The sequence below is a fragment of the Amycolatopsis acidiphila genome (assembly GCF_021391495.1).
In the GTDB taxonomy this organism is placed as follows: Bacteria; Actinomycetota; Actinomycetes; order Mycobacteriales; family Pseudonocardiaceae; genus Amycolatopsis_E; species Amycolatopsis_E acidiphila.
In genome coordinates, this window is the sequence record NZ_CP090063.1 from 5,948,429 (window position 1) to 5,971,264 (window position 22,836).

A 22,836-nucleotide genomic window follows, 5' to 3' on the forward strand; every position below is an offset into this window, starting at 1 on the left:
CCAGGCCAGCTCAGAACCCGCGCAGGCAGGTGGCGCGTCCGTGGGCACGATGCGCCCGTCCTGGCGGCCCGCACTTGTTCTTGCCGCGGGTTGTCCTGCTGCACCCGGCCGGGTCACGCCCGTCGCGAGTCGTCCACGCCATGGTTTCAGCAGTCACAGACATCATGGGTACCTCCACTCAGAATTACAGGATTTACTGGTGCACCAGTGTTTTTCGGGGTAGATCGCCGCCTACGGCGCCCCATGCATGGCATCACTGTAATCGAACGGACGTTCCCGCGCATCAGCCGAATTAACTATTTACCGATCGCGGCAGAGACGCTACGGTGATCAAAGCCAGTCGTCGGGACCGGCCCACGCGAGCAGTGCGCCGAGATCTGTTCGCAGGGGTTCGGGCGCGGTGTACCGGCCTTGATAGAACAAGAGTGGGCGGGCGGCAGAGGTCTCACCTAGCGCGATGACCCTGCCGATGACCACGTAGTGGTCGCCCGCCTCGTACACCGCTTCCAGTTCGCAGTCGATCCAGGCCAGCACGCCGGCCAGGACGGGTGAACCGGAAGGCGCGGGAGTCCAGTTCACGGTGCCGAACTTGTCGGCACCTCGGGCACCGAAGGCCGCGCTGAGCTCGCGTTGTTCCTCTGCGAGGACGTTGACGGCGAAACGGCCGGCCCGCTGGACGACCGGCCAGGTCCGCGAGTGCTTACTGGGACAGAACAAGACCAGGGGCGGATCGAGCGACAAGGCCGCGAAGGACTGGCAAGCGAAGCCTGCGGGACTGGCGCCGTCGTGCGTGGTTACCACTGTGACGCCGGTACAGAAGTGACCCAGCACGGTGCGGAACCGAGTGTGGTCGACCGTCTCGACGGTCACTGCGCACCCACGCTGAAGTCGTGGCCCCACAGGCTGACCGCGGTGCTCTCCCGCGCGACCCACCGGTCGTCGTCGACCTGGCGGCCTTCACAACCGAATTCCACATCGAACCCACCGGGAGTCTTCATGTAGAACGACAACATCAGATCGTTGACGTGCCGGCCCAATGTTGCCGACATCGGGACCTTCCGGCGCTTCGCACGATCCAGGCACAACCCCACGTCGTCGGTGTTCTCGACCTCGACCATGAGATGCACGATGCCGCTGGGCGTCGGCATCGGCAGGAACGCCAGACTGTGATGACGCGGGTTGCAGCCGAAGAAGCGCAGCCAGGCCGGGGCGTCGTCAGCTGGACGACCGACCATCTGGGGCGGCAGGCGCATCGAGTCGCGGAGCCGGAAGCCGAGTACGTCGCGATAGAACCGCAGGGACGCTTCGTCGTCGTGAGTGGAGAGTACGACGTGCCCCAGGCCCTGTTCCTCCGTCACAAAACGGTGACCGTAGGGGCTGACCACGCGCCGGTGTTCCAATGCGACGCCGTGGAACACTTCCAGGGTGTTGCCCGAGGGATCCTCGAAGATGATCAGCTCGACCACCCGGCGGTCAGCGAGCTGCTCCGCGGTGCCTTCCTTGTAGGGCACACCGTTGGCCTCAAGACTTGCCCGGACCCCGGCCAGTTCGGCGGCGTTGGCGACCTCCCAGCCGGCCTGAGCCAGCCGGTCGGACTCGCCGGGAACGATCACCAGGCGTGCGGGGAAGTCGTCCATGCGGAGGTAGAGAGCGGCGGGGTCAGCGCCTTTCCCTTCGACCATGCCGAGCACCTTGAGCCCGTACTCTCGCCACTTGTCCATGTCCGTGGCTTCGATCCGGAGGTAACCCAGTGACCTGATACCCATCATGTGCTCCCGAGGAAATCGAGGGTCAGTCGATTGAACTCGTCGAACTTCTCCAGCTGCGCCCAATGACCGCACTGGCCGAACACGTGCAGCTGCGCCCGCGGGATCATCTTCAACGCGAGGAGTGCACCGTCGAGGGGATTCACCCTGTCCTCACGGCCCCAGATGAGGAGTACCCGTTGGCGGAGGCGGTGACCGTCGCGCCAGAGCATGCCTTGCTCGTAGCTGTCGGGGCGCATGAACGAAGCGCCCATGGCGCGCATGGCGGCGAGCGACTCCGGTGTACTGGCGGCGGCGAACCGCTCGGCGATCAGGTCTTCGGTGATCAGCGATTGGTCGTGGACCATCACCCGAAGGAACGCCTCCAGCTTTTCCTTCGTGGGTCCTGGCGGGGCGGCGAAACGGCCGAGGTTCTTGACGCCCTCGGTGGGGTCCGGCGCGAAGACGTTGACGCTGAGCCCGCCGGGTCCCATGAGCACGAGCCTGCCCGCCCGGCCCGGATGGTCCAGCGCGAGCCGGACGGCGGTTCCACCGCCGAGGGAATTGCCGACCAGGTGGGCCTTCTCGATCCCGAGGCGGTCCAGCAGGCCGATCACGGCCTGGGCGCTGTGCGTGAAGTACTGGGGATGTTCGGTCGGCTTGTCCGATCTGCCGAACCCGGGCTGGTCCACGGCAATGGTGCGATAGGTCTTGGCGAACACCGGGATGTTCCGTCCGAAGTTGCTCCACGCGGACGCGCCCGGACCGCCGCCGTGCAACAACACGACAGTGTCGGCATGCTCGACCCCGGACTCGTGGTAGTGCAGGCGCAGGCCTTCACGGACCTCGACGTACTTGCCCTCGGCCATGATCACACCATCGCGTTTTCGACCGGCAGGCCGAACTCGCCGGTGCCGAACATCGTGTAGGCGCGTTCGGGGTCGTTGGCGGCGTGCACGCGGCCCGCGTGGGCGTCGCGCCAGAAGCGCTGGATCGGCGTGCCCACCCTGAGCGCCCGGCCGCCCGAGTTCTCGAAGAGCCGGTCGACCGCGGTGATCGCACGCTCGGTCCCTCGTACCTGGTCCCGGCGAACCCGAAGTCGCGTGGCGAACGGCAGCTTCTCGCCCTGGCACGCCAACTGGTACAGCTCGTCGATGTTATGCGTCAGCTGCAGCCAGGCCGCGTCGATCTCGCTGGCCGCCTCGGCGATACGGACCTTGGCGAAGGGGTCCTCTTTGGACTGCTCTCCCGCGTACGCCGCGCGCACGCGCTTACGCTGGTACTCGACGTGGGCGTCGTACGCGCCTTGCGCCATGCCGATGATCGGTGCGGTGATCGTGGACGGATGCACCGAGCCGTACGGGAGCCGGTACAGCGGACCCGGGTTGACCTCCTGACCGGGCGTCTTGCATTTCGACGTCAGGCGGAAGCTCAACGCGCGGTGCTGGGGAACGAACACGTCCTCGACCACAACATCGTTGCTGCCGGTGCCGCGCAGGCCGACCGTGTCCCACACATCGACGATCTGGTAATCCGCGATGGGAAGGAGATAGGTACAGAAGTCCACTGGCTTGCCGTCCGCGAAGGCAGGCGCACCGAGCAGGACCCACGTCGCGTGATCGCAGCCGGACGAGAAGCTCCACCGTCCGGAAAGGCGGTACCCGCCGTCGACGACCGTCGCCTTGCCCATGGGCGCATAGGAGGACGAGATGCGGGTGTCGAAGTCGGCGCTCCAGACGTCTTCCTGGGCCTGCGCCTCGAACAGCGCGAGGTGCCAGGGATGCACGCCGAGGATCGACGCGACCCAGCCGGTCGAACCGCAGGCGCTCGCGATCATCTTGACAGCCGTGTAGAAGGTCACCGGGTCGGCCTCGTAGCCGCCGTAGGTCTTGGGCTGCAGAAGCTTGAAGAACCCGGTCTCCTGCAACGACTTGATTGACTCGTCGGGAATGCGCCGCGAGTCTTCGGTGTCCTGAGCCCGCTCCCGCAGAACCGGCAGGAGCTCTGCGACTCCGGCGATCACTCCACGCGTGTCCTGCTCGCTCATCGGCCTTGCCCCATCCTCGTCATCCTGCACTCTCGCGACCAAGACTAGAACACGTTCTCGTTTTTGTCATCACGATGGACCACCGCGGCGCCTGCTCGTCGTCCTGAAAACACACAATCGGCCAGGGAGAGCCCACTGACATAAGACCTGGAACAGATTCCAACTGCGGACCGCCCGGCCGCGTAGAGACCGGGAATGGGAGCACCGCTCTCGGCGCGAACCTGACCGCTCACCTCGTCGACCACCAGGCCGCCCAGCGTGAGCATCGGACACGGGAAGCTGAGGCTGGGCTTGATCGAGATGTCCAGAAGCGAGAAGGGCGGGGTGCGCAGGGGCTGCACGTACTCACTCGGCTTACCGGCAGGATCCGCGGCACCGGACGCGGCTGCGGAGTTGTACGCCTCGACAGTCGCTTCGAGGCCGTCCGGATCGATGCCGACCCGCTTCGCCACCTCCGCGAGCGACGAACCCGTCACCCGACCGCGCCGCAACATGTACAGCGCCTGGAGCCACTGGAACCACTGGGCTTCCTTCCGGACGGATCTCTTCGCGGTGGCAGCGATCTCGTCGTCGACCAGCAGCCAGCCCTTCGCCTGGTGACGCAGGACCAGCACCTCGCCGACGGCCGCGCCGTAGCGTGATTCGTCGATGACACGCGCTCCCTCCGCGTCGACGATCAGGCCGCGCACGAAAACGCTCGGCGGCGTCACGAAACGCCACGCGGTCACCCGATCCAGGAATGCCGTCGCACCGCCGGCGCCGCTGCCCAGCCGGATTCCCGAGCCGTCGTCGGCGGAGGTGCCCAGGGCCAGGCCACCGCGATAGGCAGGCGCGTGCTCGCGCACCATCGCGCGGTTCGCGATGAACCCGCCCGCCGAGATCACCACTCCATGCCGAGCGGAGAGCTCCTCTTCGCGCGCGTAGCGACGTTCGAGCCGTTCGGCACGGCGGTACAGCGCCTTGCGCAGGGCAGGCACGTAGATGCCCGGTTTCGCGGAGTAATGACCGAGCACGCGGTGCATTCGCCGCACCCTGGCCGGAGCGTCGCGCAGCGTCCGCACTCGAACGCCCGTGACCGCACCGGCGGAATCGATGATCAGCTCGGTCGCCCGGGTTCCAGGGAGGACCCGGACGCCTCGCCGACGCGCCGCCTCGGAAAGGCGCGCGAAGAGCAGCTTGCCGGAGGTGCCTGGGCCTTTCACCCGGTGTCCTCGCGCGGCAGGCTTCGCGATGTCGCGAAAACCCCCCGCTGTCTCACTGCCGGAGTAGTACAGGTAGTAGTCGTCGTTCGGATACGACGTCTTGTACGGGCACAGGCTGCCGTCGAAGGGGACGCCGTTGCCCTCGAGCCAGCTGATCATGTCCGCGCTTCCGGCACAGAACCGGCGCAGGGTCTCGTCCGATACGGCCTCGCCGACCTCGATGCGCAGGTAGTCGTACATGGCGTCGACGGAGTCGTCCACCCCTGCCACGCGTTGCTGTTCGGTACCGCCGCCCGCGTAGACGACGCCGCCGCTCAACGCGCTCGCGCCGCCCCCGGCGAACCGGTCGAGGACGAGCACCGAAGCTCCCGCGTCGGCGGCCTCGATCGCCGCGCAGGCGCCGGCGGCGCCGAAGCCGATCACAATGACATCCACAGGTGCACCCACCCCGTCCACCCTAGAACTGAAACACGTTCTCGTCTATGGTGGCGATGGAGCCTGTGAGCAGGCATGCGTGCTAGTGCAACGCGTTTCACTCCGGAGGTGACATGACCGTCGAACGCGACGAGTCCACGGCTGGTGAGCGGGGCGGAACGGTGGCCGCCGCACCTGTGACAGTCGCTGCCGGTGACACCGCTCCGGGCGGCGCGCGAGTCACGAGCGGTAGCGCAGGCCGGGGCAGCGACGGGCGAACGATCAGCGACGGCCAGGGCCGCAAGGTTCCGGAGGACGGAACGAATCGCCGAGGTGAGACGCCGACTGACGGGCAGCGGCAGGCGATGACAGCCTCGGTGGGCGACGCACCCGACGGCAGCCGAGACCGGGAACCGGCAGTCACCCGCAACGGCCCAGCCCACGAGCTGGGAAGTCCAGGCAATGAGCCCCGCACCACCGACTCATCCGCCGCAAAAGACCACCGCACCCCGGCCGAGTACGACGTCGTCGTGGTGGGAAGCGGTGCGGCAGGGATGACGGCGGCACTCGCGGCAGCTCAGGACGGTCTCCAGGTCGTCGTGTTGGAGAAGGCTCCGCGGTTCGGGGGGTCGACGGCTCGGTCCGGCGGCGGGGTCTGGATTCCGAACAACGAAGCGCTCCCCGACCACGGGGACACGCCCGAGCAAGCCGCCGCCTACCTCGAGGCCATCGTCGGGGACGTGGTGCCGCGCGAGCTTCGGAAGGCTTTCCTCGACCACGGGCCCGACGTCGTGAGCTTCGTGCAGCGGCACACTCCCCTGCGCTTCCAGTGGGTACCGAACTACTCCGACTACCACCCCGAAGCCCCGGGCGGCCGCGCCACCGGCCGCTCCGTCGAACCGAAGCCCCTCGACGGGCGCGTCCTCGGCGACGAGCTCGCCGACCTCGAGCCGCCGTACAGCGCTTCCCCCCTTGGCGTGCCCATCACCCAGGCCGACTACCGCTGGCTGAGCCTCATCGCGCGGCACCCGAGGGGCGTGCTGCGACTCCTGGGCCTCGGTACCCGTTGGCTCGCCGGCCGCCTGACGGGCAAGCACCTGCTCGCCATGGGGCAAGCGCTTGCGGCGGGCCTCCGTGCCGGCCTCCAGCAGGCCGGGGTCACCGTCCGCCTGGACACCCCGCTCGTCGACCTCGTGACGGAAAACGACCGGGTGACAGGCGTGCTCACCACCGACGGCGAGGTCATCCACGCCACGCGCGGTGTCATCCTCGCCGCCGGCGGGTTCGAGCACAACGAGGAGATGCGTGCCAAATACCAGCGCCAGCCCATCGGCAGCGCCTGGACGGTCGGCGCCAAGGCCAACACCGGCGACGCCATCACGGCTGGGATGAAGCTCGGCGCCGCGGTCGACCTGATGGACGACGCCTGGTGGGGCCCGACAATCCCGCTCACCGGCGGACCGTGGTTCGCGCTGGCCGAGCGCTCGCGGCCGGGCTGCCTGATGGTCGACGGCCGGGGCGAACGGTTCGTCAACGAGTCCGCGCCGTACGTCGAAGCCGTGCACGCGATGTACGGCCCCGGCGACGGGCCGGGTGAGCACATCCCCACCTGGCTCGTGTTCGACCAGCGCTACCGCAACCGCTACATGTTCACCGGCATCGGACCGCGGCAGCCACTGCCTGGGCGGTGGTTCAAGGCGGGTATCGCGGCGAAGGCGGGGACGCTCGACAAGCTCGCCGAACGCATCGGGGTGCCGGCACAAGCCCTCCGCGGAACCGTCGAGCACTTCAACGGCTTCGCGCGCGACGGCGTCGACGAGGACTTCCACCGCGGGCGGAGCGCCTACGACCACTACTACGGCGACCCCCGCAACCGCCCCAACCCGAGCCTCGGCCCGCTGGACCAGGCGCCGTACTACGCGGTCAAGATCGTCCCCGGCGACCTGGGCACGAAGGGCGGGCTGCGGATCGACACGCACGCCCGTGTCCTGCGCGAGGACGGCTCGGTGATCGCCGGGCTCTACGCGGCCGGGAACACGAGCGCGGCCGTCATGGGCCACACCTACGCCGGACCAGGTGCGACGATCGGGCCAGCGATGGTCTTCGGGTACCTTGCGGCCGCTCACCTGGCCACCCAGAATCACACTGGAGGTCGACGATGACTGAAGTCCGCACCATCGACGCGGGGGCTCCGCCGGAGCGCTTCGCCCGTGGCTGGCACTGCCTGGGCCTTGCCGACTCCTTCAAGGACGGGAAACCGCACGCCATCACCGCGTTCGGCACCAAGCTCGTGGTGTTCCAGGGCGAGGACGGCCGGCTCAACGTGCTCGACGGCTACTGCCGGCACATGGGCGGTGATCTGACCCAGGGCACCGTCAAGGGCAACGAGATCGCCTGCCCGTTCCACGACTGGCGCTGGGGCGGCAACGGCAAGTGCGTCTCGATTCCTTACGCCAAGAGGGTTCCGCTTCGCGCGCGTACCCGCTCGTGGCGCACTCTCGAGGAGAACAAGCAGCTGTTCGTCTGGCACGACCCGCAGGGCAACCCGCCGCCCGACGACATCGTGATCCCGCGGATCGACGGGATCTTCAGCGGCGAGTGGAGCAACTGGACCTGGGACTCGGTGCTCATCGAGGGCGCGAACTGCCGCGAGATCGTGGACAACATGGTCGACATGGCGCACTTCTTCTACATCCACTACGCGTTCCCGACCTACTTCAAGAACGTGTTCGAGGGCCACATCGCGACGCAGTACCTCAACACCAAGGGCCGTCCCGACATGGGCATGGCGTCGAACTACGGCGGCGAGGAGAACCTGCTGCACTCCGAGGCCTCCTACTTCGGCCCGTCGTACATGATCAACAAGCTGGTCAACACGTTCAAGGGCTTCGAGATCGAGAACGTGCTGATCAACTGCCACTACCCGGTCACGCCGAACTCCTTCGTACTGCAGTGGGGCGTCAGCGTCAAGAAGCTGCCCGGGGTGGACGACGAGCAGGCCGACAAGATCGCAGGTAAGTTCGCCAAGAGCATAGGCGTCGGGTTCCTGCAGGACGTGGAGATCTGGAAGAACAAGAGCCGGATCGACAACCCCCTGCTGTGCGAGGAGGACGGTCCCGTGTACCAGCTGCGCCGCTGGTACGACCAGTTCTACGTGGACGTCGAAGAGGTCACCGACGACATGACGCGCCGCTTCGAGTTCGAGGTGGACACCACCACGGCGAACGAGGTCTGGGCGCGGGAGGTGGCCGAAAACCTGGCGCGGCAACAGCAGGAGGTGACGACGTGACGACCACCGAGCGCGCGGAGTTCCTCGCCGGCGGCCTGCGCCCGCACGAGTGCGCGGCCTGCGGAACCTGCGTGCTGGTCAAGAAGAACAGCTGGAAGCACACCAGCATCCAGTGGACCACGGACGCGGCGAGCAGCTGTCCGGTCTTCGCGGACCAGGTCGCGGCCGGCGAGAGCACGGCGTTGCTCGACACGTGCGAGAAGCTGACGGTGAGCATCGCGGAATCGGTGCGGGAGGGCGAGTTCGGGGTTCTGGATGCCTGAGATCCACACGCTCACCGTCGCCGAGGTGGTCACCGAAACCCCGGACGCGCACTCGGTGGTGTTCGAGCTGACACCGGAGCAGGCGGAGGCTTTCCGTTACCGGCCAGGGCAATTCCTCACGTTGAAGGTAGGCACGGCCGCACGGTGCTACTCCCTTTCGAGCGCACCCCACGAGGGTTCGCGGCTCAAGGTGACGGTGAAGCGCACGGACGGCGGGTATGGTTCGAATTGGATTTGCGACAACATCCGCGCCGGGGCTAGAGTCGAGGTGCTCGCCCCCGCGGGGGTCTTCACGCCGAAGGACCTCGACGAGAACCTGCTGCTGTTCGCCGGCGGCAGCGGGATCACGCCGGTCATGTCGATCCTCAAAACCGCGCTGCGGCAGGGAAACGGCCGGATCACTCTGCTCTACGCCAACCGCGACGAGCGGTCGGTGATCTTCGCCGGGGAACTGGCCGCGCTGTCCCGGGAGTTCGCCGGGAGGCTGACGGTTCTCCACTGGCTGGAGAGCGTGCAGGGGCTGCCGACGGTCGAACAGTTGCGAACGCTCGCGCAACCGTTCGCCGAGTTCGAGGCATTCCTCTGTGGACCGGCACCGTTCATGGCGGCCGCGAAGCAGGCGCTCAAGGACTTCGGGCTGCCGAAGAACCGGATCCACCTGGAGAAGTTCGTCTCGCTCGGCGGTGACCCGTTCGCCACCCAGGCCCCCGCGCCCGAGAGCGGCGAGACGACCGCGCTGCGGGTCGACCTCGACGGCACGCAGCACGAGTTCACCTGGCCTCGCCAGCGGAAGCTGCTCGACTTCCTGCTGGACAAGGGCTTGGACGCGCCGTACTCCTGCCGCGAGGGCCAGTGCAGCGCGTGCGCCTGCCGGATCGTCTCCGGCGAGGTGAAGATGCTTGACAACGAAATATTGGACTCCGAGGACATCGCCGACGGCATCGTGCTCGCCTGCCAGTCGGTGCCGCTGACCGACGCGGTGTCGGTCACCTACGAGTAGGAGTGCCGCGTGCCCATCGACCCCGAGCTCGCCATCGGCGCCGACCTGGGTGAGCAGACCTTCGCCTGGACCTCGTCCGACGTGCTGCTCTACCACCTCGCGCTGGGCGCGGGCGCGAACCCGACGGACCCGGCAGAGCTGCGCTACGCCTACGAGCGGGACCTGCGGGTGCTGCCGACGTTCGCCACCGTCGCGCAGAACCTGCACACGGTCGACGCGCCGTCCGTGAAGATGCCGGGTATCGACATCGATCTCGCTCAGGTGGTGCACGGGACACAGGCCATCAGCGTGCACCGGCCGATCCCGGTCGAGGGCAAGGCGGTCGCGCGAACACGCATCGTCGACGTCCAGGACAAGGGCAAGGCGGCGGTGATCCTGAACGAGACCACCGTTCGGGATGCCGATGGAAGTCCACTGTGGACGGCTCAGTCGAGCATCTTCGCGCGGGGCGAGGGTGGGTTCGGCGGTGGGCGTGGCAGCTCGGACAAGGTCGAGCTGCCCGACCGCGAGCCGGACGTGACGATCGACACGCCGACGCTTCCCCAGCAGGCGTTGCTCTACCGGCTCTGCGGCGACCGGAACCCGCTGCACGCCGACCCGGAGTTCGCCCGTGCCGCCGGGTTCGACGTGCCGATCCTGCACGGCCTGTGCACGTACGGGATCGTCGCGAAGGCGGTGACGGACGCGCTGCTCGACGGCGATGTCACACGCGTGAAGGCGTTCTCGGCGCGCTTCGCGGGTGTTGTGCTGCCCGGAGAAACGTTGCGCACGCAGGTGTGGCGGGACGGGGCACGGCTGCTCATCCGCACGTCCTCCGTGGAGCGTGGCGCTCCGGCGCTGTCGGACGCGGTGCTCACGCCGGCGTGATACCGCTCACGCCGGCGTGATACCCGCGAGGAGCATGTACGCCATCCCGACGCCCATCGCGGCCCGGTAGATCGGGCGGGTGGCCCATGCTTCCCGCACGGGCGCACCGCGCACCATCCGCGCCGCGGTGAAGCCCGAACGGGTGGCGTCGAAGGCGAAGTAGCCGACGGCCGCCACGGCGAGCGCCGGCCACGCAAGGCTGCCGGGCATCTCGGACATGGTGAGCCACGGGCCGTGATCCATGCCGTGCCGCGGCATCGCGGTGATCATGTACAGCATCGCGGCGGCGCAGATCATGTGGTGCACCGCACAGCAGCGCCGCCCGCGCAGCGCGGCGACGAGAAACCACCCGGCCATCAGCGCGAGGATCGCCTGCCAGCCCGCCGCCGGGATCGGGCCGCCGAGTGGTGACACCATCGCGACCATGGCCACGACCATCAGCACCTCGGCCACGTCCATCTGACGGATGTCGGGGTCGTACCGGGTCGCGTCCAACCGCACCAGCCGGTACACACTCGGCACGGCCAGCAACGCGAAGAGCACAGTCAGGCTCCAGGCGAGGGCGTCTGGAATGTGCATGAGACCACCGTCGCGGACTTCCCCGTGACCGAGCTAGAGGTCATCCAGGTGAAAAGCCCTACCCACCCGTAAGGATCAGGCCGCTCGTCGGCACGCCGGTACCCGCCGTGACCAGGACGTGTGCGACGTCGCTCACCTGGTTGACGGCTGTGCCGCGGACCTGACGCACCGCTTCCGCGATGCCGTTCATCCCGTGCACGTACGCCTCGCCCAGCTGGCCGCCGTGGGGGTTGAGCGGTAGCTCGCCGTTCAACGACAACGTGTCGCCGGCGGTGAAGCCGGGTGCCTCGCCCCGGCCGCAGAACCCCAGCTCCTCCAGCTGCATCAGCACGTATGGGGTGAAGTGGTCGTACAGCACCGCGACGTCGACGTCCTGCGGGCGCAGCCCCGACTGCGCCCACAGCTGCCGCCCGACGACGCCCATCTCCGGCAGTGCCGCGAGCTCGTCGCGGTAGTAGCTGGTCATGATGTACTGATCGGGCCCGCTGCCCTGCGCCGCCGCCGCGACCACGGCCGGCGGGTTCGGCAGGTCGCGCGCCCGCTCGAGACTGGTCACCACGAGGGCGACGGCGCCGTCGGTCTCCTGGCAGCAGTCGAGCAGGTGCAACGGCTCGGTGATCCAGCGGGAAGCCTGGTGCTCCGCCAGGGTGATCGGCTTCCCGTAGAACCACGCGGCGGGGTTCGTCGCGGCGTGCTGCCGGTCGACGACGGCCACCCGCCCGAAGTCCTCGCTGCTCGCGCCATACTCGTGCAGGTAACGCTGGGCCACCATCGCCACCGTCGCGGCGGGGGTGCCCAGCCCCATCGGGTAGTGGAAGCTGTTGTCCACCCCCGAGGAGTTCACCTGCCCGGCCGCCGCGCTCGACACCTGTCCGAAGCGCATCCCGGACCGCTCGTTGAACGCGCGGTAGGCCACCACGACGTCCGCGACCCCGGTGGCCACGGCCATCGCGGCCTGCTGGACCGTCGCCGCAGCCGCGCCGCCGCCGTAGTGGATGCGGCTGAAGAACGTCAGCTCCTCGATGCCCAGCTCGCGGGCGACGGAGATCTCGCTGTTGGCGTCCATGGTGAACGACACCAGACCGTCCACATCGGACGGCCGCAGTCCGGCGTCGGCGAGTGCCGCCTGCACCGCCTCGGCGGCCAGGCGCAGCTCGCTGCGGCCGGAGTCCTTGGAGAACTCGGTCGCGCCGATTCCCGCGATCGCCGTCGCACCGGACAGGTTCACGACACACCTCCGACCGTCACCGTGCCCGCGATGTGCTCGCCCAGCTCGCCTTTTCCGGTGACCCGGATGGTCACCTCGTCACCGTCCTGCGCGACGACCTCGCCCGAGAGCACAAGCGTGTCGTAGGCGTAGCACGGGACGCCGAGCCTGATCTTGACCGAGCGCACGAACGCCCCGGGCCCGGCCCAGTCCGTCACGAAGCGCTGCACGAGCCCGGTGTCGGTGAGGATGTTGACGAAGATGTCCTTCGAACCGCGCTGGATCGCCGCGTCGCGGTCATGGTGCACGTCCTGGAAGTCGCGGGTCGCGATGGCGGCCGAGATCACGAACGTCGGGGTGACCTCGATGGTCAGCGGGGGCAGCTGCGTGCCGATCACTCGGCCACCCGCCAGGCCGGCAGGGTCAGGTCCTCGTCGACCTTCACGAACGCCGCCTGCACCGGTTGTCCGATGCCGACGGTGTCGACGTCGAGCACCTCACCGAGCATCCGCACGCCCTCCTCCAGCTCCACCAACGCGATGACGAACGGCAGCTTCTTGCCGGGCACGGCGGGCCGGTGGTGCACGACGTAGCTGTAGACCGTGCCACGGCCGCTCGCCACCACCCAGTCCGGCTTCGCGTCCAGGTCGCCGTCGGGGGGCATCGGTCCCGGCGGATGGCGCAGCTTGTCGCCCCACCGCTGGATCCGCAGCTCCCCGGCCTTCGTGCCCTCCCAGAAGAACTCGGTGTCCTTGCTGATCACCGGGCGCAGCACGCCGGACTGCGCGGGCTTCGGCTTGAACTTCAGCACCCGGAACAGCATGTCCGCGACCACCTCGTCCCCCACGTACCAGGTGGTGGTGGTCGTCACGAAGTAGCCCTCGCCCAGCGCTGTCCTTTTCGGGCCGACGACGTCGTCGAGCCTCGTCGTCGCGGCGACGTGCTCGCCGTGCCGCAGCAGCCGCCGGTAGTTCTGCTCCGAGTTCGTCGCGACGACGGAGGTGTACCCGGCTTCGTCCAGGACGGCCATCATCGCGCCCATCGGGTCGTCCTCCGCGCGCTGCCCGTGCAGCCCGTTCATGGTCCACACCTGGGCCATCGCGGGCGGGGCGACCCCTTCTTCCGCGTAACGCGGGTTCTGGTCGCCCAGCGCCTCCAGCCAGTTGTTGATCATCGCCGGGTTCACCGGGTCGCGAGCCAGGCGCGGTGCGGACTCCCCCTGTGCGGCGATCCGGGCGACGGCCTCTTCGATCGTCATCGCGGCACCCTCGGCAATCCCAGTCCGACCGTCGCGATCAGCTCGCGCTGGATCTCGTTCACCCCGCCGCCGAAGGTCAGCACGAGGTTGCGGCGGGCCAGCACGTCGAGCCACCCGGCCAGCTCCGCGGTCTCGGGATCGGTGAGATCTCCGTGCCGGGCAACGGCTTCCTCGAGCAGGCGGGCAATCCGCTGGATGCGCTCGGAGCCGAAGACCTTGGTCGCCGAGGCGTCGGCGACGTCGACCGGTTGCGTCACCGCGACCTGCCAGTTGAGCAGCTCGTTGATCCGCACCGTCGCCTGCGTCTCGTACAGCGCGCTCCGCACGTCCGGCTGGTCGAGCAGCTGCCGTGCGGCCGCCCAGTCGTGGACGCGGTCGTGCAGGCCGCCGATGCGGCCCGCCGGGCCGAGCATGACGCGTTCGTGGTTGAGCTGCGTGGTGATCAGCTTCCAGCCCAGGTTCTCCTCCCCGACCAGCATGTCCGCGGGCACCCGCACGTCCGTGTAGTAGGTCGCGTTCACGTGGTGCGCGCCGTCGCAGGTGATGGTCGGCGTCCACGAGTAGCCGGGGTCGCGCGTGTCGACGATGAGGATCGAGATGCCCTTGTGCTTCGGCGCGGCCGGGTCGGTGCGCACGGCCAGCCAGATGTAGTCGGCGTCGTGTCCGCCGGTGGTGAAGATCTTCTGGCCGTTGACCACGTAGGTGTCCCCGTCGCGGACGGCGGTCGTGCTCAGTGCGGCCAGGTCCGTGCCCGCGCCGGGTTCGGTGTAGCCGATCGCGAAGTGCACCTCCCCGGCCAGGATCCGGGGCAGGAACTCGTCCTTCTGCGTCTGCGTGCCGAACGTCTGCAACGTCGGGCCGACAGTCTGCAGCGTGACCGCCGGAAGCTGTACGTCGGCACGGGCGGCTTCGTCGGCGAAGATGTGCTGTTCGAGGTCGCCGAACCCGCGTCCGCCGTACTCCTTCGGCCAGCCGACGCCGAGCCAGCCGTCCTTGCCCATCCGACGCACGATCCGCCGGTACACCTCGCCGTGCCGTTCCCGCAGCATCGTCCTGCGCTCGTCCGGGGTGATGAGCCCGGCGAAGTACCGGCGTAACTCGGCACGCAGTTGCCGCTGCTCCGCGGTCAGATCGATGTACATGCGCTCAGCTCCTTGATCAGCGCGTAGTACCGGTGGAGCGGGTAGGTGATGTCCACGCCCAGGCCGCCGTGCAGGTGATGGCAGACGGCCAGCGCCTTCGGGCCCTCGTGCGCGAGCCAGTACGCCGCGATGTCCAGGTCAGGTTGCGGGTCCCGGCCCGAGGCCAGCCGCCAGACCGCCGACAGTGCGGCGAGGTGGACCGTGCGGGAGGCGATGTAGACGTCGGCGATCTGTTGCGCGACGGCCTGGAAGGTGGCCAGCGGCCGGCCGAACTGCTCCCGCTGCCCGACGTGCTTGGTGGTCAGGGCGAGCGCACCGGCCAGCACGCCGTCGCCGAGCGCGATCATTCCGGCCAGCAGGTAGCGGCGCACCGTGGCGAGCGCCTCGCCGGGCTCGCGGTCGCGCAGCTGGTCGGCCTCCTCGACCGCGACGCCGTCGAGGCGCATCGTCGTGCCCGCGATCGTGACGCCCTCGGCCCGCGGGTCGACCAGGAACACGCCGGTGCCGCCAGGCATCGACACCGGGACCAGGACCCGGGTCGCGGCCGCGAGGTGCGGCACGCCGGTCTTGACGCCGGTGAGCAGCCACCGGCCCCCGTCGGCGACCGCACGGGTCGACGGCTGCTCGACCAGCGGCGCGGACGGTTCGTGCACTGCCGCGGTGACCACGACCTCACCGGTCGCGATCTCAGGGAGCAGCGTCGCCCGCTGGTCCGGGGTACCGAGGAACTCCAGCGGCAACAGGCCGCAGGCCAGGGTCAGGGCGGGGACCGGCGCGGCGGCCCGGCCCAGCTCGGTGAGCAGGACCGCGACCTCGGCCGGGCCCAGACCGTCCCCACCCAGCTCGGGCGGCAGCGCCAGCGCGAGCAGGCCTGCCTTGCCCAGGGCACGCCACACCTGCTCGTCGTAGCCGCGCTCGCCGGGCGGCCGCTCGAAGTCGATCTCCCGGCCGAGGATGTCGGCGGCAAGGCCGGCGATGTCCCGCTGGGTCTCGTCGAGGGTGAAGTCCACACAGACTCCTCATGCTAAGACTGAAACATGTTCTAGTCTTAGCCGAGCGAGCCTGCTCAGGCAACCCCGTCGGCGGCCTCCAGCAGATCTTTCATCTCGCTGCCGAGCGCGTCGGCGAGCGTCCACAGTTCTGGAACGAGTTCTCGTGCGCCGAGGAGCCCGACGTCGACGCGGCCCGCGTTGGAGATCACCGTGACGTTGAGGCCGGCGCCGTGGAACACCGGGCCGAGCGGGTAGAGCCCGGTGACCTTGGCGCCCAGCATGTACAGCGGCATCGGCGGACCCGGCACGTTCGAGATGACCAGGTTGTGCACGACCGGGTGCTTCTCCGCCAGACGCAGCGCGGAGTAGGCCCGCACGGCGAGGCCGAACAGCCTCGGCGCCGCGAACTGCGCCCAGTCCTGCAGCATGTCGGGCTTGATGCTGAAGTGGTGGTCCTTGGCGACCCGGTTGCTCTCCGCGATCGCATACAGCCGGGCAGCCGGGTCGGCGAGCTGGGTGGGCAGCGAGGCGAAGAACGCCGAGACCTGGTTGCTGCCCATGTCGTTCTCCGTGCGGTCCTGGACCGACACCGGCACGGTCGCGACCAGTGGTTCGTCCGGCAGCTCGCCGCGCGAGCGCAGGTAGCGGCGCAGCGCGCCGGAGCACAGCGCGAGCACGACGTCGTTGACCGTCACGCCGAACGCGTTCTTCACCGTCTTCACCTCGTCGAGGTCGAGGCTCGCGTAGGCGACGGTGCGCAGCCCGGTGATGGTGCTGTTGAACGACGTTCGCGGCGCGGTGAACGGCACCGGCATGCCGGTGCGCTTGAGGGCCCGCCCCAGCCAGCGCGGCGCCATGCCGACCAGGTCGGGCAGCAGTTTCGCCAGCTCGATCGGACGGCGGGCCAGCGACGTCACGCTCGAGCGCAGCAGGTCGAGGTGACTCGGCGGCGACGGGTTGTCCTCGGTGTCCGGCAACGGCAGCAGCGAGCCGGGATCCACCCCGCACAGGTACGCGATGAGGTTCGCGCCGCTGACCCCGTCGACCGTGGCGTGGTGCATCTTCAGCAGCACCGCCACCCCGTCGCCCGGCAGGCCCTCGATGACGTACATCTCCCACAGCGGGCGGGCGCGGTCCAGCGGCTGGCCGGCGAAGTGCGCACACAGCTCGGCGAGGGTTTCGCGGTCGCCGGGGCTGGGCACCGCGACCCGGTGCAGGTGCCGGTCGATGTCGAACGACTCGTCCTCGACCCACACCGGATGCACCAGGTTCAGCGGGGAATTGTGCAGTTTCCGGCGGAACTCCGGAATATCCGCGACCCGTTCGGCGAGCTTCTCCCGGAACGTGGCGAACCGGTAGCCGCCGGGCATGGTCGAGCCGTCGAGGGTGAGCAGGCCGCAGATGTGCAGGACCTGCGAAGGCGTTTCCAGGTACAGGAAACTGGCGTCGAGCCCACTGAGCGGTTGCACATGCCCAGCCTAAGCCGGGCACCTACGATCTACAGCATGCGACCGCGTTTCCTCACCCGTCGGGCGATCCAGCTCGCGCTGACCGCGAACGCACTCCGGCCGCTGGCGGGTGAACGCGCCTCGATCCCCTCGTTCTTCGCGGGCTGGCTCACCGGCGAGCTCGCGCCGCACCTGCTTGCCGTCACCGCCGCCGACACCGCCGCGCACATCGCGCGCTACGGCGTGCGCACTCGCGCGGACCGCGTCGCGCTCGCCCTCGCCGGGGCGTCGGCGGTCGGGCTCGGCGCGCTGATCGCCGACGCGCAGCGGGCACGGGGCGAGGTCGAGCACGCGCTCGCCGAGGCGCTGGGCGAGCAGTACCTGCAGGACCTGCGGCGCCCGCCCGACGCGAAGGACCTCGCGACGCCGTGGGGGCAGCTGGTGCTGCCGTTCCGGATGCGCAACCGGGAGGTCCGCCGCGACCGAAATGTGGCGTACGCACCGGGCGGCAAGCGGTTCCTGCTCGACATCTACCGCCCGAAGGAGCCGGTGCAGGGCAGGCCGGTGCTGCTGCAGATCCACGGCGGTGCGTGGATGATCGACAGCAAGGACCACCAGGGCATCCCGCTGATGCAGCACATGGCGCAACGCGGGTGGGTGTGCGTCGCGATCAACTATCCGCTGTCGCCGTCGGCGCACTGGCCCGAGCACATCGTCGCGGTCAAGCGCGCGGTCGCCTGGATCCGGGAGCACATCGTCGAGTACGGCGGCGACGGGTCGTTCCTGGCGGCCACCGGTGGTTCCGCGGGCGGGCATCTCGCGGCGCTGCTCGCGCTCACCCCGAACGAGGCCTCGCTGCAACCGGGGTTCGAGGACGCGGACACCACGATCCAGGCCTGCTCGCCGCACTACGGTGTGTACGACTTCGCCGCGACGAGCGGGTCGCGGTCGAGCGAGTACCGGCTCAAGACGTTGCTCGCGCGGTACGTCGTCGGCAAGGACCCGGTCGAGCACCTCGACGACTACATCGCCGCGTCGCCGCTGGACCAGGTCAACGACAAAGCGCCGCCGTTCTTCGTGATCCACGGCGAACGCGACACGCTCGTACCGGTGCGAGAGGCGCGCGAGTTCGTGTGGCGCCTGCGCGAGGTGTCGCCGAATCCGGTCGCGTACGCGGAGATTTCCGGCGCACAGCACGCTTTCGACGTCTTCCCCTCGATCCGCAGCGCGCACGTGGTCCGCGGGGTGGAGCGGTTCCTCGACTGGACCTACCTCCGCTCGGTGGCCGGATAACCCGGCGGGATCCTGTTGCCGCACCTGGGTGAGCGCCGTCAGCGAGGCCTCCCGCGCGATCATGGTGTTCGGTCCCCGGCGGGCAGGGGACGCGCGGGTCCCGGCGGAGATCGCGACCGCGGTTCGGCGTGACGTTCGATGGAGGAGTTCACGGAGATGCGCTCGGTCACGCGGGCGAGCAGGCCACGAAGCTTCTGAGGCGAGGGCTCAGGACAGGGCGTCCAGTGGGGTGGGAGCGCCCGGGCCGGCCGGGAGCCAGCCGTCGGGGGTGGGACGGAACAGGTACCAGCGGAAGTCCTTGCCCAGGCGGAGTTGCACGTCGCCGCGGGTGAGGCGGTTGCGCCAGACCTGGGTTTCGCCCGGGAGGTCCGCGTCGTCGAGTTCGGACCGGGCTTGGTACAGCGCGCCGCGCGGTGGCTGCCAGGACTCCCGCAACGCGGCGAGGCCGCCGCGGCCCGCCACCCGCCAGGCGGCGGCCCAACGGGCCAGGTCGGCCGGCGGGACATCGCAGCCGGGCGCCTGGTCCGGCACGTCACCCGCAGCCGCGCGGCGGGCCAGGTCCTCCTCCCACGTCAGGGGCGCCGGGTCGCCGCCGGTGAGCAGGTCCAGTGCCCGGGCCGCCGCGTCGGCGGCCAGCGACGCCAGCGCGGAGGTGCGCAACCCCGACCCCGCGGGCGGGTCACCCCAGGGCGCGGGCCCGCCGGGCGCCGGTGGCGCCGCGGGCAGCGGGGGAACCGGGGAAGGCTTGCGGGCGAAGGCATCCTTCGGCGCCAGGCCGGGCTCGCGTGGCTGCTCGACGACGACCGTCGCCCGGGCGCGCCGGGCCCGCAGCTCCGACAGCACCGCCTCCCGGCCGCGCCCGCGCAGCAGGAACAGCACGAACGGGTCCGCGTCCACCTCGTCCGCGACGAGGTAGCAGACCGCCGCCGAGTGCTTGCACGGATCGGCCGTATCGGGGCACGAACACCGCGGCCGCAGATCGCCGGGACCCGGCAGCAGGTCGACACCGGACTCCCGCGCGTGCGAAGCCAGGTCCGTGGGCAGCTCCCCGTCGAGCAGCGCGGCCGTGTGGCCGAGCCGCCGGCCGATCAGCTCGAGCAACGTCTCCCACTCGTCCGGCGAGAACTGGTGCGTGCGGATCTTCACCCGGTACGGCACCGAGCGGCTGCCCTGCACCCAGGCGCGGATCTCCCCCGCCGTGACGTCCAGCGCGCTCACCCGCCCCTTGCGCGCATACGTCCGCCCGCGCGGCAGGCGGTTCGGGTCCAACTTCGCCCGGCCTTCGAGCGCCTCGACCCATGCGCGGCCCCACCAGGTCGCGCCGAAGGTCCGGCGCGCGGTCACGACGCCTCGCCGAGGCGCACGAGGTCGGTCAGCTGCTCGTCCGACAGCTCGGTGATCCAGTCCTCCCCGGCGCCCACCACGGCATCGGCCAGGCCGCGCTTGCCCTCCAGCACCGTCGCGATCCGGTCCTCCAGCGTGCCTTCGGCGATCAGCCGGTGCACCTGGACCGGCCTGTCCTGCCCGATCCGGTACGCGCGGTCGGTCGCCTGGTCCTCCACCGCCGGGTTCCACCACCGGTCGTAGTGGATGACATGGGTCGCCCTCGTCAGGTTCAGCCCGACCCCGCCCGCCTTGAGCGACAGCAGGAACACCGGAATGTCGCCGGACTGGAACCGCTGCACCATCTCCTCGCGCCGGCGTACCGAAGTCGCGCCCGACAACAGCTCCACCGGCAGCCCTCGCTCGCCCAGCCGGGCCTGCAGCAGCTTGCACAGCTGCACGTACTGGCTGAACACGAGCACGCTGTCGCCCTCGTCTAGGATGACGTCGAGCAGTTCCTCGAACGCCGCGAGCTTGCCCGAGCGCCCGGTGAGCGGCCCGGCCTGCTTGAGGTACTGCGCCGGATGGTTGCAGATCTGCTTGAGCTCGGTGAGCAGCTTCAGCACCTGCCCGCGCCGCTGCACGCCCTTGGACTCGCGGATCACCGCCAGGTTCTCCCGCACGACCGCCTCGTACAGCGTCGCCTGCTCGGTGGTGAGCGGGACGAACCGGTCGGTCTCGGTCTTGCGCGGCAGCTCGGGGGCGATGTCCGGGTCGGTCTTGCGGCGGCGCAACAGGAACGGGCGCACGGTCGCGGCCAGCCGCTCGGTGCTCTCCCGGTCCCGGTTGCGCTCGACGGGACGCGCGATCGTGCGCCGGAAGTGCTCCAGCGTGCCCAGCAGGCCGGGGGTAGTCCAGTCCACAATGGACCACAGCTCGGTGAGCCGGTTCTCCATCGGCGTGCCGGTGAGCGCGACCCGTGCCGCGCCGGGGATCCGGCGCAGCTCCTTGGCCGTGATCGAGAGCGGGTTCTTCACGTGCTGCGCCTCGTCCGCGGCCAGCAGTCCCCAGCCGACCTCGGCCAGCGCTTCCCGGTCGCGGCGCAGCACGCCGTACGTCGCGAGCACGACCTCGTCCGGCGCGACCTCGTCCAGGTGCCGCCGTCCGCCGTGGAACCGCCGCACCGGAACCGAGGGCGCGAACCTCGCGAACTCGCGCTCCCAGTTGCCCAGCAGCGAGGTCGGGCACAGCACGAGCGTCGGGCCCGCACCGAGCGAACGGCGGTGCAGGTGCAGCGCGATGAGCTGGATCGTCTTGCCCAGTCCCATGTCGTCGGCCAGGATGCCGCCCAGGCCCAGCTCGGTCATCCGTGCGAGCCAGCCCAGCCCGGTGCGCTGGTACGGGCGCAGCGTCGCCTGCAGGTCCGGAGGCACCTCGACCGCCGACGACGGGCTGTGGCGGATCCGGTCGAGCAGGCCGGAAACCGCCGGCGGGGGCGCGAAGTCCAGCTGTTCGCCGTCCACCTCGAGCGACCCGGTCAGCGCCGCGGCCAGTGCCTCGGCCGCGTTGAGCGTGCGGGTGGAGCGGCGCCGCAGCTTCGCCAGCATGCCGGGGTCGACCCGGACCCACTGACCGCGCAACCGGATCATCGGGCGCTTCGCCTCGGCCAGTGCGGTGATCTCGGCCTCGGTCAGCGTCTCGCCGCCGAGGCTGAGCTGCCAGCGGAACTTCAGCAGGTCGGTCATCCGGAAGGCCGCGGCGGCCTCGCTGCCCGGCGCGGGGGTCGCACTCGCCTTCGCCCGCAGGCCTTCGCTGAACATTCCCTTGGGCCACAACACTTCCACGCCCGCGGCACTGAGCGCGGCACTGCCCGTGTCGAGCAGCTCCACCAGTTCGTCGTCGGTGAGGATCAGCTCGGCGGGCGCCGCCGCCTCCAGGGCACGCCCCAGCGGCGCCCACACTCGCGCACCGCGGCGCAACGCGATCAGCAGCTGCGCCTCGACCTGGTCGCCCAGCCGCGACAGCACCGCCTCCGGTGCGTCCCACAACGTCTCGGCGTCCACCACCAGGCTCGGATCGATCGCACTGCGCAGCGCCAGCACTCCGGCGAACGTGTACTGCTCCGGCTCCTCCTCGCGGATCTCGACGCGCAGCTGCAGGTGGGCGCCGGTGGGCTGCTGCGCGGCGAGCCATTCGACGTCGGCCGCGTTCAGCAGTGTCGGCTCCGGCGCGGCGAACGCGGGACCGCCCGCGACGACCCGCGCGGCGGGCGTGCGGACCAGCACGTCGGCAGTCGCGTCCCACAACGCGCGGACGAGCGTTTCCGGCGAGTGCAGGCGTACGCGCTTCAACCCCGACAACGGAAGGGCGTGTGCCTCGGGCGGGAGCGCCGCGGCGAGCTCGCGCACCAGCGTCTCGTCCGCGCCGTCGAGCGGGCCGACCCGCCAGGCGTCGGCACCGCCGGAGGTGGCGGTGGGCAGCACGCGACCGCGCGCGATGAGGGTCAGCGCGGCGCCGACGGCCGCCGACCACGCCGCGATGGCGGGACCGGCGTCGTCCGGCGCGGACAGCAGCAGCGGGATCGCCTCGGCCAGCGGCACCACGTGTGCGTCCACTTTGGTCCGCCGGAACGCCTTGCCCCTGGGCAGCACGAGCTCGACGGGCGTGGGACCGGCACCGTCACCCCACAGCGCGAGCACGCCGTCGCGCGGCGGGTCCGAGGGCACGAAGATCGCCCTGGTCTCGGCTGTCAGCTCCACGGGTCCCA

At 69.9% G+C, this 22,836-nt stretch carries 20 protein-coding genes; 6 read left to right on the forward strand and 14 right to left on the reverse strand.

The window, feature by feature from the left end:
• Positions 1 to 330 precede the first annotated feature (330 nt).
• Genes hsaB through LWP59_RS29205 form a run of 5 tightly spaced genes read right to left on the reverse strand, consistent with a single transcriptional unit; the run spans position 331 to position 5,450 of the window.
• Positions 331 to 870: a 3-hydroxy-9,10-secoandrosta-1,3,5(10)-triene-9,17-dione monooxygenase reductase subunit gene (gene hsaB, locus LWP59_RS29185; RefSeq protein ID WP_144637652.1), complete on the reverse strand. Its 540-nt coding sequence runs from the start codon at positions 868 to 870 to the stop codon at positions 331 to 333.
• The gene (hsaC, locus tag LWP59_RS29190; RefSeq protein WP_144637757.1) at positions 867 to 1,766 is read right to left on the reverse strand and encodes an iron-dependent extradiol dioxygenase HsaC; all 900 of its coding nucleotides are present in this window, start codon (positions 1,764 to 1,766) and stop codon (positions 867 to 869) included. Before hsaC ends, hsaB begins: the two co-directional genes overlap by 4 nt.
• Positions 1,766 to 2,614, reverse strand: a complete 849-nt coding sequence (gene hsaD / locus LWP59_RS29195) for a 4,5:9,10-diseco-3-hydroxy-5,9,17-trioxoandrosta-1(10),2-diene-4-oate hydrolase (protein ID WP_186383207.1) — start codon at positions 2,612 to 2,614, stop codon at positions 1,766 to 1,768. Before hsaD ends, hsaC begins: the two co-directional genes overlap by 1 nt.
• Before the next feature lie 2 nt (positions 2,615 to 2,616).
• On the reverse strand, positions 2,617 to 3,792 hold the full coding sequence (gene hsaA, locus LWP59_RS29200) for a 3-hydroxy-9,10-secoandrosta-1,3,5(10)-triene-9,17-dione monooxygenase oxygenase subunit (RefSeq protein ID WP_144637649.1): 1,176 nt from the start codon (positions 3,790 to 3,792) through the stop codon (positions 2,617 to 2,619).
• A gap of 44 nt (positions 3,793 to 3,836) precedes the next feature.
• Positions 3,837 to 5,450 (reverse strand): FAD-binding protein, encoded by a 1,614-nt coding sequence (locus LWP59_RS29205; RefSeq protein WP_144637647.1) that lies wholly within the window; start codon positions 5,448 to 5,450, stop codon positions 3,837 to 3,839.
• A 323-nt stretch (positions 5,451 to 5,773) separates the two neighbouring features.
• Here LWP59_RS29205 and kstD point away from each other — a divergent pair, with 323 nt between their 5' ends.
• Genes kstD through LWP59_RS29230 form a run of 5 tightly spaced genes read left to right on the forward strand, consistent with a single transcriptional unit; the run spans position 5,774 to position 10,827 of the window.
• On the forward strand, positions 5,774 to 7,570 hold the full coding sequence (gene kstD / locus LWP59_RS29210) for a 3-oxosteroid 1-dehydrogenase (protein ID WP_144637645.1): 1,797 nt from the start codon (positions 5,774 to 5,776) through the stop codon (positions 7,568 to 7,570).
• Positions 7,567 to 8,697 (forward strand): Rieske 2Fe-2S domain-containing protein, encoded by a 1,131-nt coding sequence (locus LWP59_RS29215; protein ID WP_144637643.1) that lies wholly within the window; start codon positions 7,567 to 7,569, stop codon positions 8,695 to 8,697. The genes kstD and LWP59_RS29215 overlap by 4 nt, the downstream gene beginning before the upstream one ends.
• Positions 8,694 to 8,960, forward strand: a complete 267-nt coding sequence (locus LWP59_RS29220) for a hypothetical protein (protein WP_144637641.1) — start codon at positions 8,694 to 8,696, stop codon at positions 8,958 to 8,960. Before LWP59_RS29215 ends, LWP59_RS29220 begins: the two co-directional genes overlap by 4 nt.
• Complete coding sequence (locus LWP59_RS29225; protein ID WP_144637640.1) at positions 8,953 to 9,960, forward strand: ferredoxin--NADP reductase; 1,008 nt, start codon at positions 8,953 to 8,955, stop codon at positions 9,958 to 9,960. Before LWP59_RS29220 ends, LWP59_RS29225 begins: the two co-directional genes overlap by 8 nt.
• Before the next feature lie 9 nt (positions 9,961 to 9,969).
• Positions 9,970 to 10,827, forward strand: coding sequence for a MaoC/PaaZ C-terminal domain-containing protein (locus tag LWP59_RS29230; protein ID WP_144637638.1), 858 nt, complete (start codon positions 9,970 to 9,972; stop codon positions 10,825 to 10,827).
• A 6-nt stretch (positions 10,828 to 10,833) separates the two neighbouring features.
• Here the strand turns inward: LWP59_RS29230 and LWP59_RS29235 are convergent, their stop codons facing one another.
• Genes LWP59_RS29235 through LWP59_RS29265 form a run of 7 tightly spaced genes read right to left on the reverse strand, consistent with a single transcriptional unit; the run spans position 10,834 to position 17,474 of the window.
• Positions 10,834 to 11,406 carry a DUF5134 domain-containing protein gene (locus tag LWP59_RS29235; protein ID WP_144637636.1) on the reverse strand — a complete coding sequence of 191 codons (573 nt, stop codon included), beginning with the start codon at positions 11,404 to 11,406 and terminating at the stop codon, positions 10,834 to 10,836.
• A 58-nt stretch (positions 11,407 to 11,464) separates the two neighbouring features.
• On the reverse strand, positions 11,465 to 12,634 hold the full coding sequence (locus LWP59_RS29240; RefSeq protein WP_144637634.1) for a lipid-transfer protein: 1,170 nt from the start codon (positions 12,632 to 12,634) through the stop codon (positions 11,465 to 11,467).
• The gene (locus tag LWP59_RS29245) at positions 12,631 to 13,011 is read right to left on the reverse strand and encodes a MaoC family dehydratase (protein ID WP_144637632.1); all 381 of its coding nucleotides are present in this window, start codon (positions 13,009 to 13,011) and stop codon (positions 12,631 to 12,633) included. The genes LWP59_RS29240 and LWP59_RS29245 overlap by 4 nt, the downstream gene beginning before the upstream one ends.
• Positions 13,008 to 13,871 carry a bifunctional MaoC family dehydratase N-terminal/OB-fold nucleic acid binding domain-containing protein gene (locus tag LWP59_RS29250; RefSeq protein ID WP_144637630.1) on the reverse strand — a complete coding sequence of 288 codons (864 nt, stop codon included), beginning with the start codon at positions 13,869 to 13,871 and terminating at the stop codon, positions 13,008 to 13,010. Before LWP59_RS29250 ends, LWP59_RS29245 begins: the two co-directional genes overlap by 4 nt.
• On the reverse strand, positions 13,868 to 15,013 hold the full coding sequence (locus LWP59_RS29255; protein ID WP_144637628.1) for an acyl-CoA dehydrogenase family protein: 1,146 nt from the start codon (positions 15,011 to 15,013) through the stop codon (positions 13,868 to 13,870). Before LWP59_RS29255 ends, LWP59_RS29250 begins: the two co-directional genes overlap by 4 nt.
• Entirely contained in the window at positions 14,998 to 16,023 is a 1,026-nt protein-coding gene (locus tag LWP59_RS29260) for an acyl-CoA dehydrogenase family protein (protein ID WP_144637626.1), read from the reverse strand. Before LWP59_RS29260 ends, LWP59_RS29255 begins: the two co-directional genes overlap by 16 nt.
• Before the next feature lie 56 nt (positions 16,024 to 16,079).
• Complete coding sequence (locus LWP59_RS29265; RefSeq protein ID WP_144637624.1) at positions 16,080 to 17,474, reverse strand: WS/DGAT/MGAT family O-acyltransferase; 1,395 nt, start codon at positions 17,472 to 17,474, stop codon at positions 16,080 to 16,082.
• 36 nt (positions 17,475 to 17,510) lie between these two features.
• On the opposite strand from LWP59_RS29265, the gene LWP59_RS29270 reads away from it, so the two are divergent.
• Positions 17,511 to 18,746 (forward strand): alpha/beta hydrolase, encoded by a 1,236-nt coding sequence (locus LWP59_RS29270; RefSeq protein WP_144637622.1) that lies wholly within the window; start codon positions 17,511 to 17,513, stop codon positions 18,744 to 18,746.
• A 207-nt stretch (positions 18,747 to 18,953) separates the two neighbouring features.
• Here LWP59_RS29270 and LWP59_RS29275 read toward each other — a convergent pair whose 3' ends face one another.
• Positions 18,954 to 20,090 (reverse strand): SWIM zinc finger family protein, encoded by a 1,137-nt coding sequence (locus LWP59_RS29275; RefSeq protein ID WP_144637621.1) that lies wholly within the window; start codon positions 20,088 to 20,090, stop codon positions 18,954 to 18,956.
• Entirely contained in the window at positions 20,087 to 22,828 is a 2,742-nt protein-coding gene (locus LWP59_RS29280) for a DEAD/DEAH box helicase (protein ID WP_144637620.1), read from the reverse strand. The genes LWP59_RS29275 and LWP59_RS29280 overlap by 4 nt, the downstream gene beginning before the upstream one ends.
• Positions 22,829 to 22,836 lie beyond the last annotated feature (8 nt).

Excerpts from the sequence above, each read along its gene's own strand:
- hsaD (WP_186383207.1), bottom strand. The coding sequence starts at position 2,614 with ATGGCCGAGGGCAAGTACGTCGAGGTCCGTGAAGGCCTGCGCCTGCAC.
- kstD (WP_144637645.1), top strand. The coding sequence starts at position 5,774 with ATGACAGCCTCGGTGGGCGACGCACCCGACGGCAGCCGAGACCGGGAA.
- LWP59_RS29225 (WP_144637640.1), top strand. The coding sequence starts at position 8,953 with ATGCCTGAGATCCACACGCTCACCGTCGCCGAGGTGGTCACCGAAACC.
- LWP59_RS29255 (WP_144637628.1), bottom strand. The coding sequence starts at position 15,013 with ATGTACATCGATCTGACCGCGGAGCAGCGGCAACTGCGTGCCGAGTTA.
- LWP59_RS29250 (WP_144637630.1), bottom strand. The coding sequence starts at position 13,871 with ATGACGATCGAAGAGGCCGTCGCCCGGATCGCCGCACAGGGGGAGTCC.
- hsaC (WP_144637757.1), bottom strand. The coding sequence starts at position 1,766 with ATGGGTATCAGGTCACTGGGTTACCTCCGGATCGAAGCCACGGACATG.
- LWP59_RS29270 (WP_144637622.1), top strand. The coding sequence starts at position 17,511 with ATGCGACCGCGTTTCCTCACCCGTCGGGCGATCCAGCTCGCGCTGACC.
- LWP59_RS29215 (WP_144637643.1), top strand. The coding sequence starts at position 7,567 with ATGACTGAAGTCCGCACCATCGACGCGGGGGCTCCGCCGGAGCGCTTC.
- LWP59_RS29235 (WP_144637636.1), bottom strand. The coding sequence starts at position 11,406 with ATGCACATTCCAGACGCCCTCGCCTGGAGCCTGACTGTGCTCTTCGCG.
- hsaA (WP_144637649.1), bottom strand. The coding sequence starts at position 3,792 with ATGAGCGAGCAGGACACGCGTGGAGTGATCGCCGGAGTCGCAGAGCTC.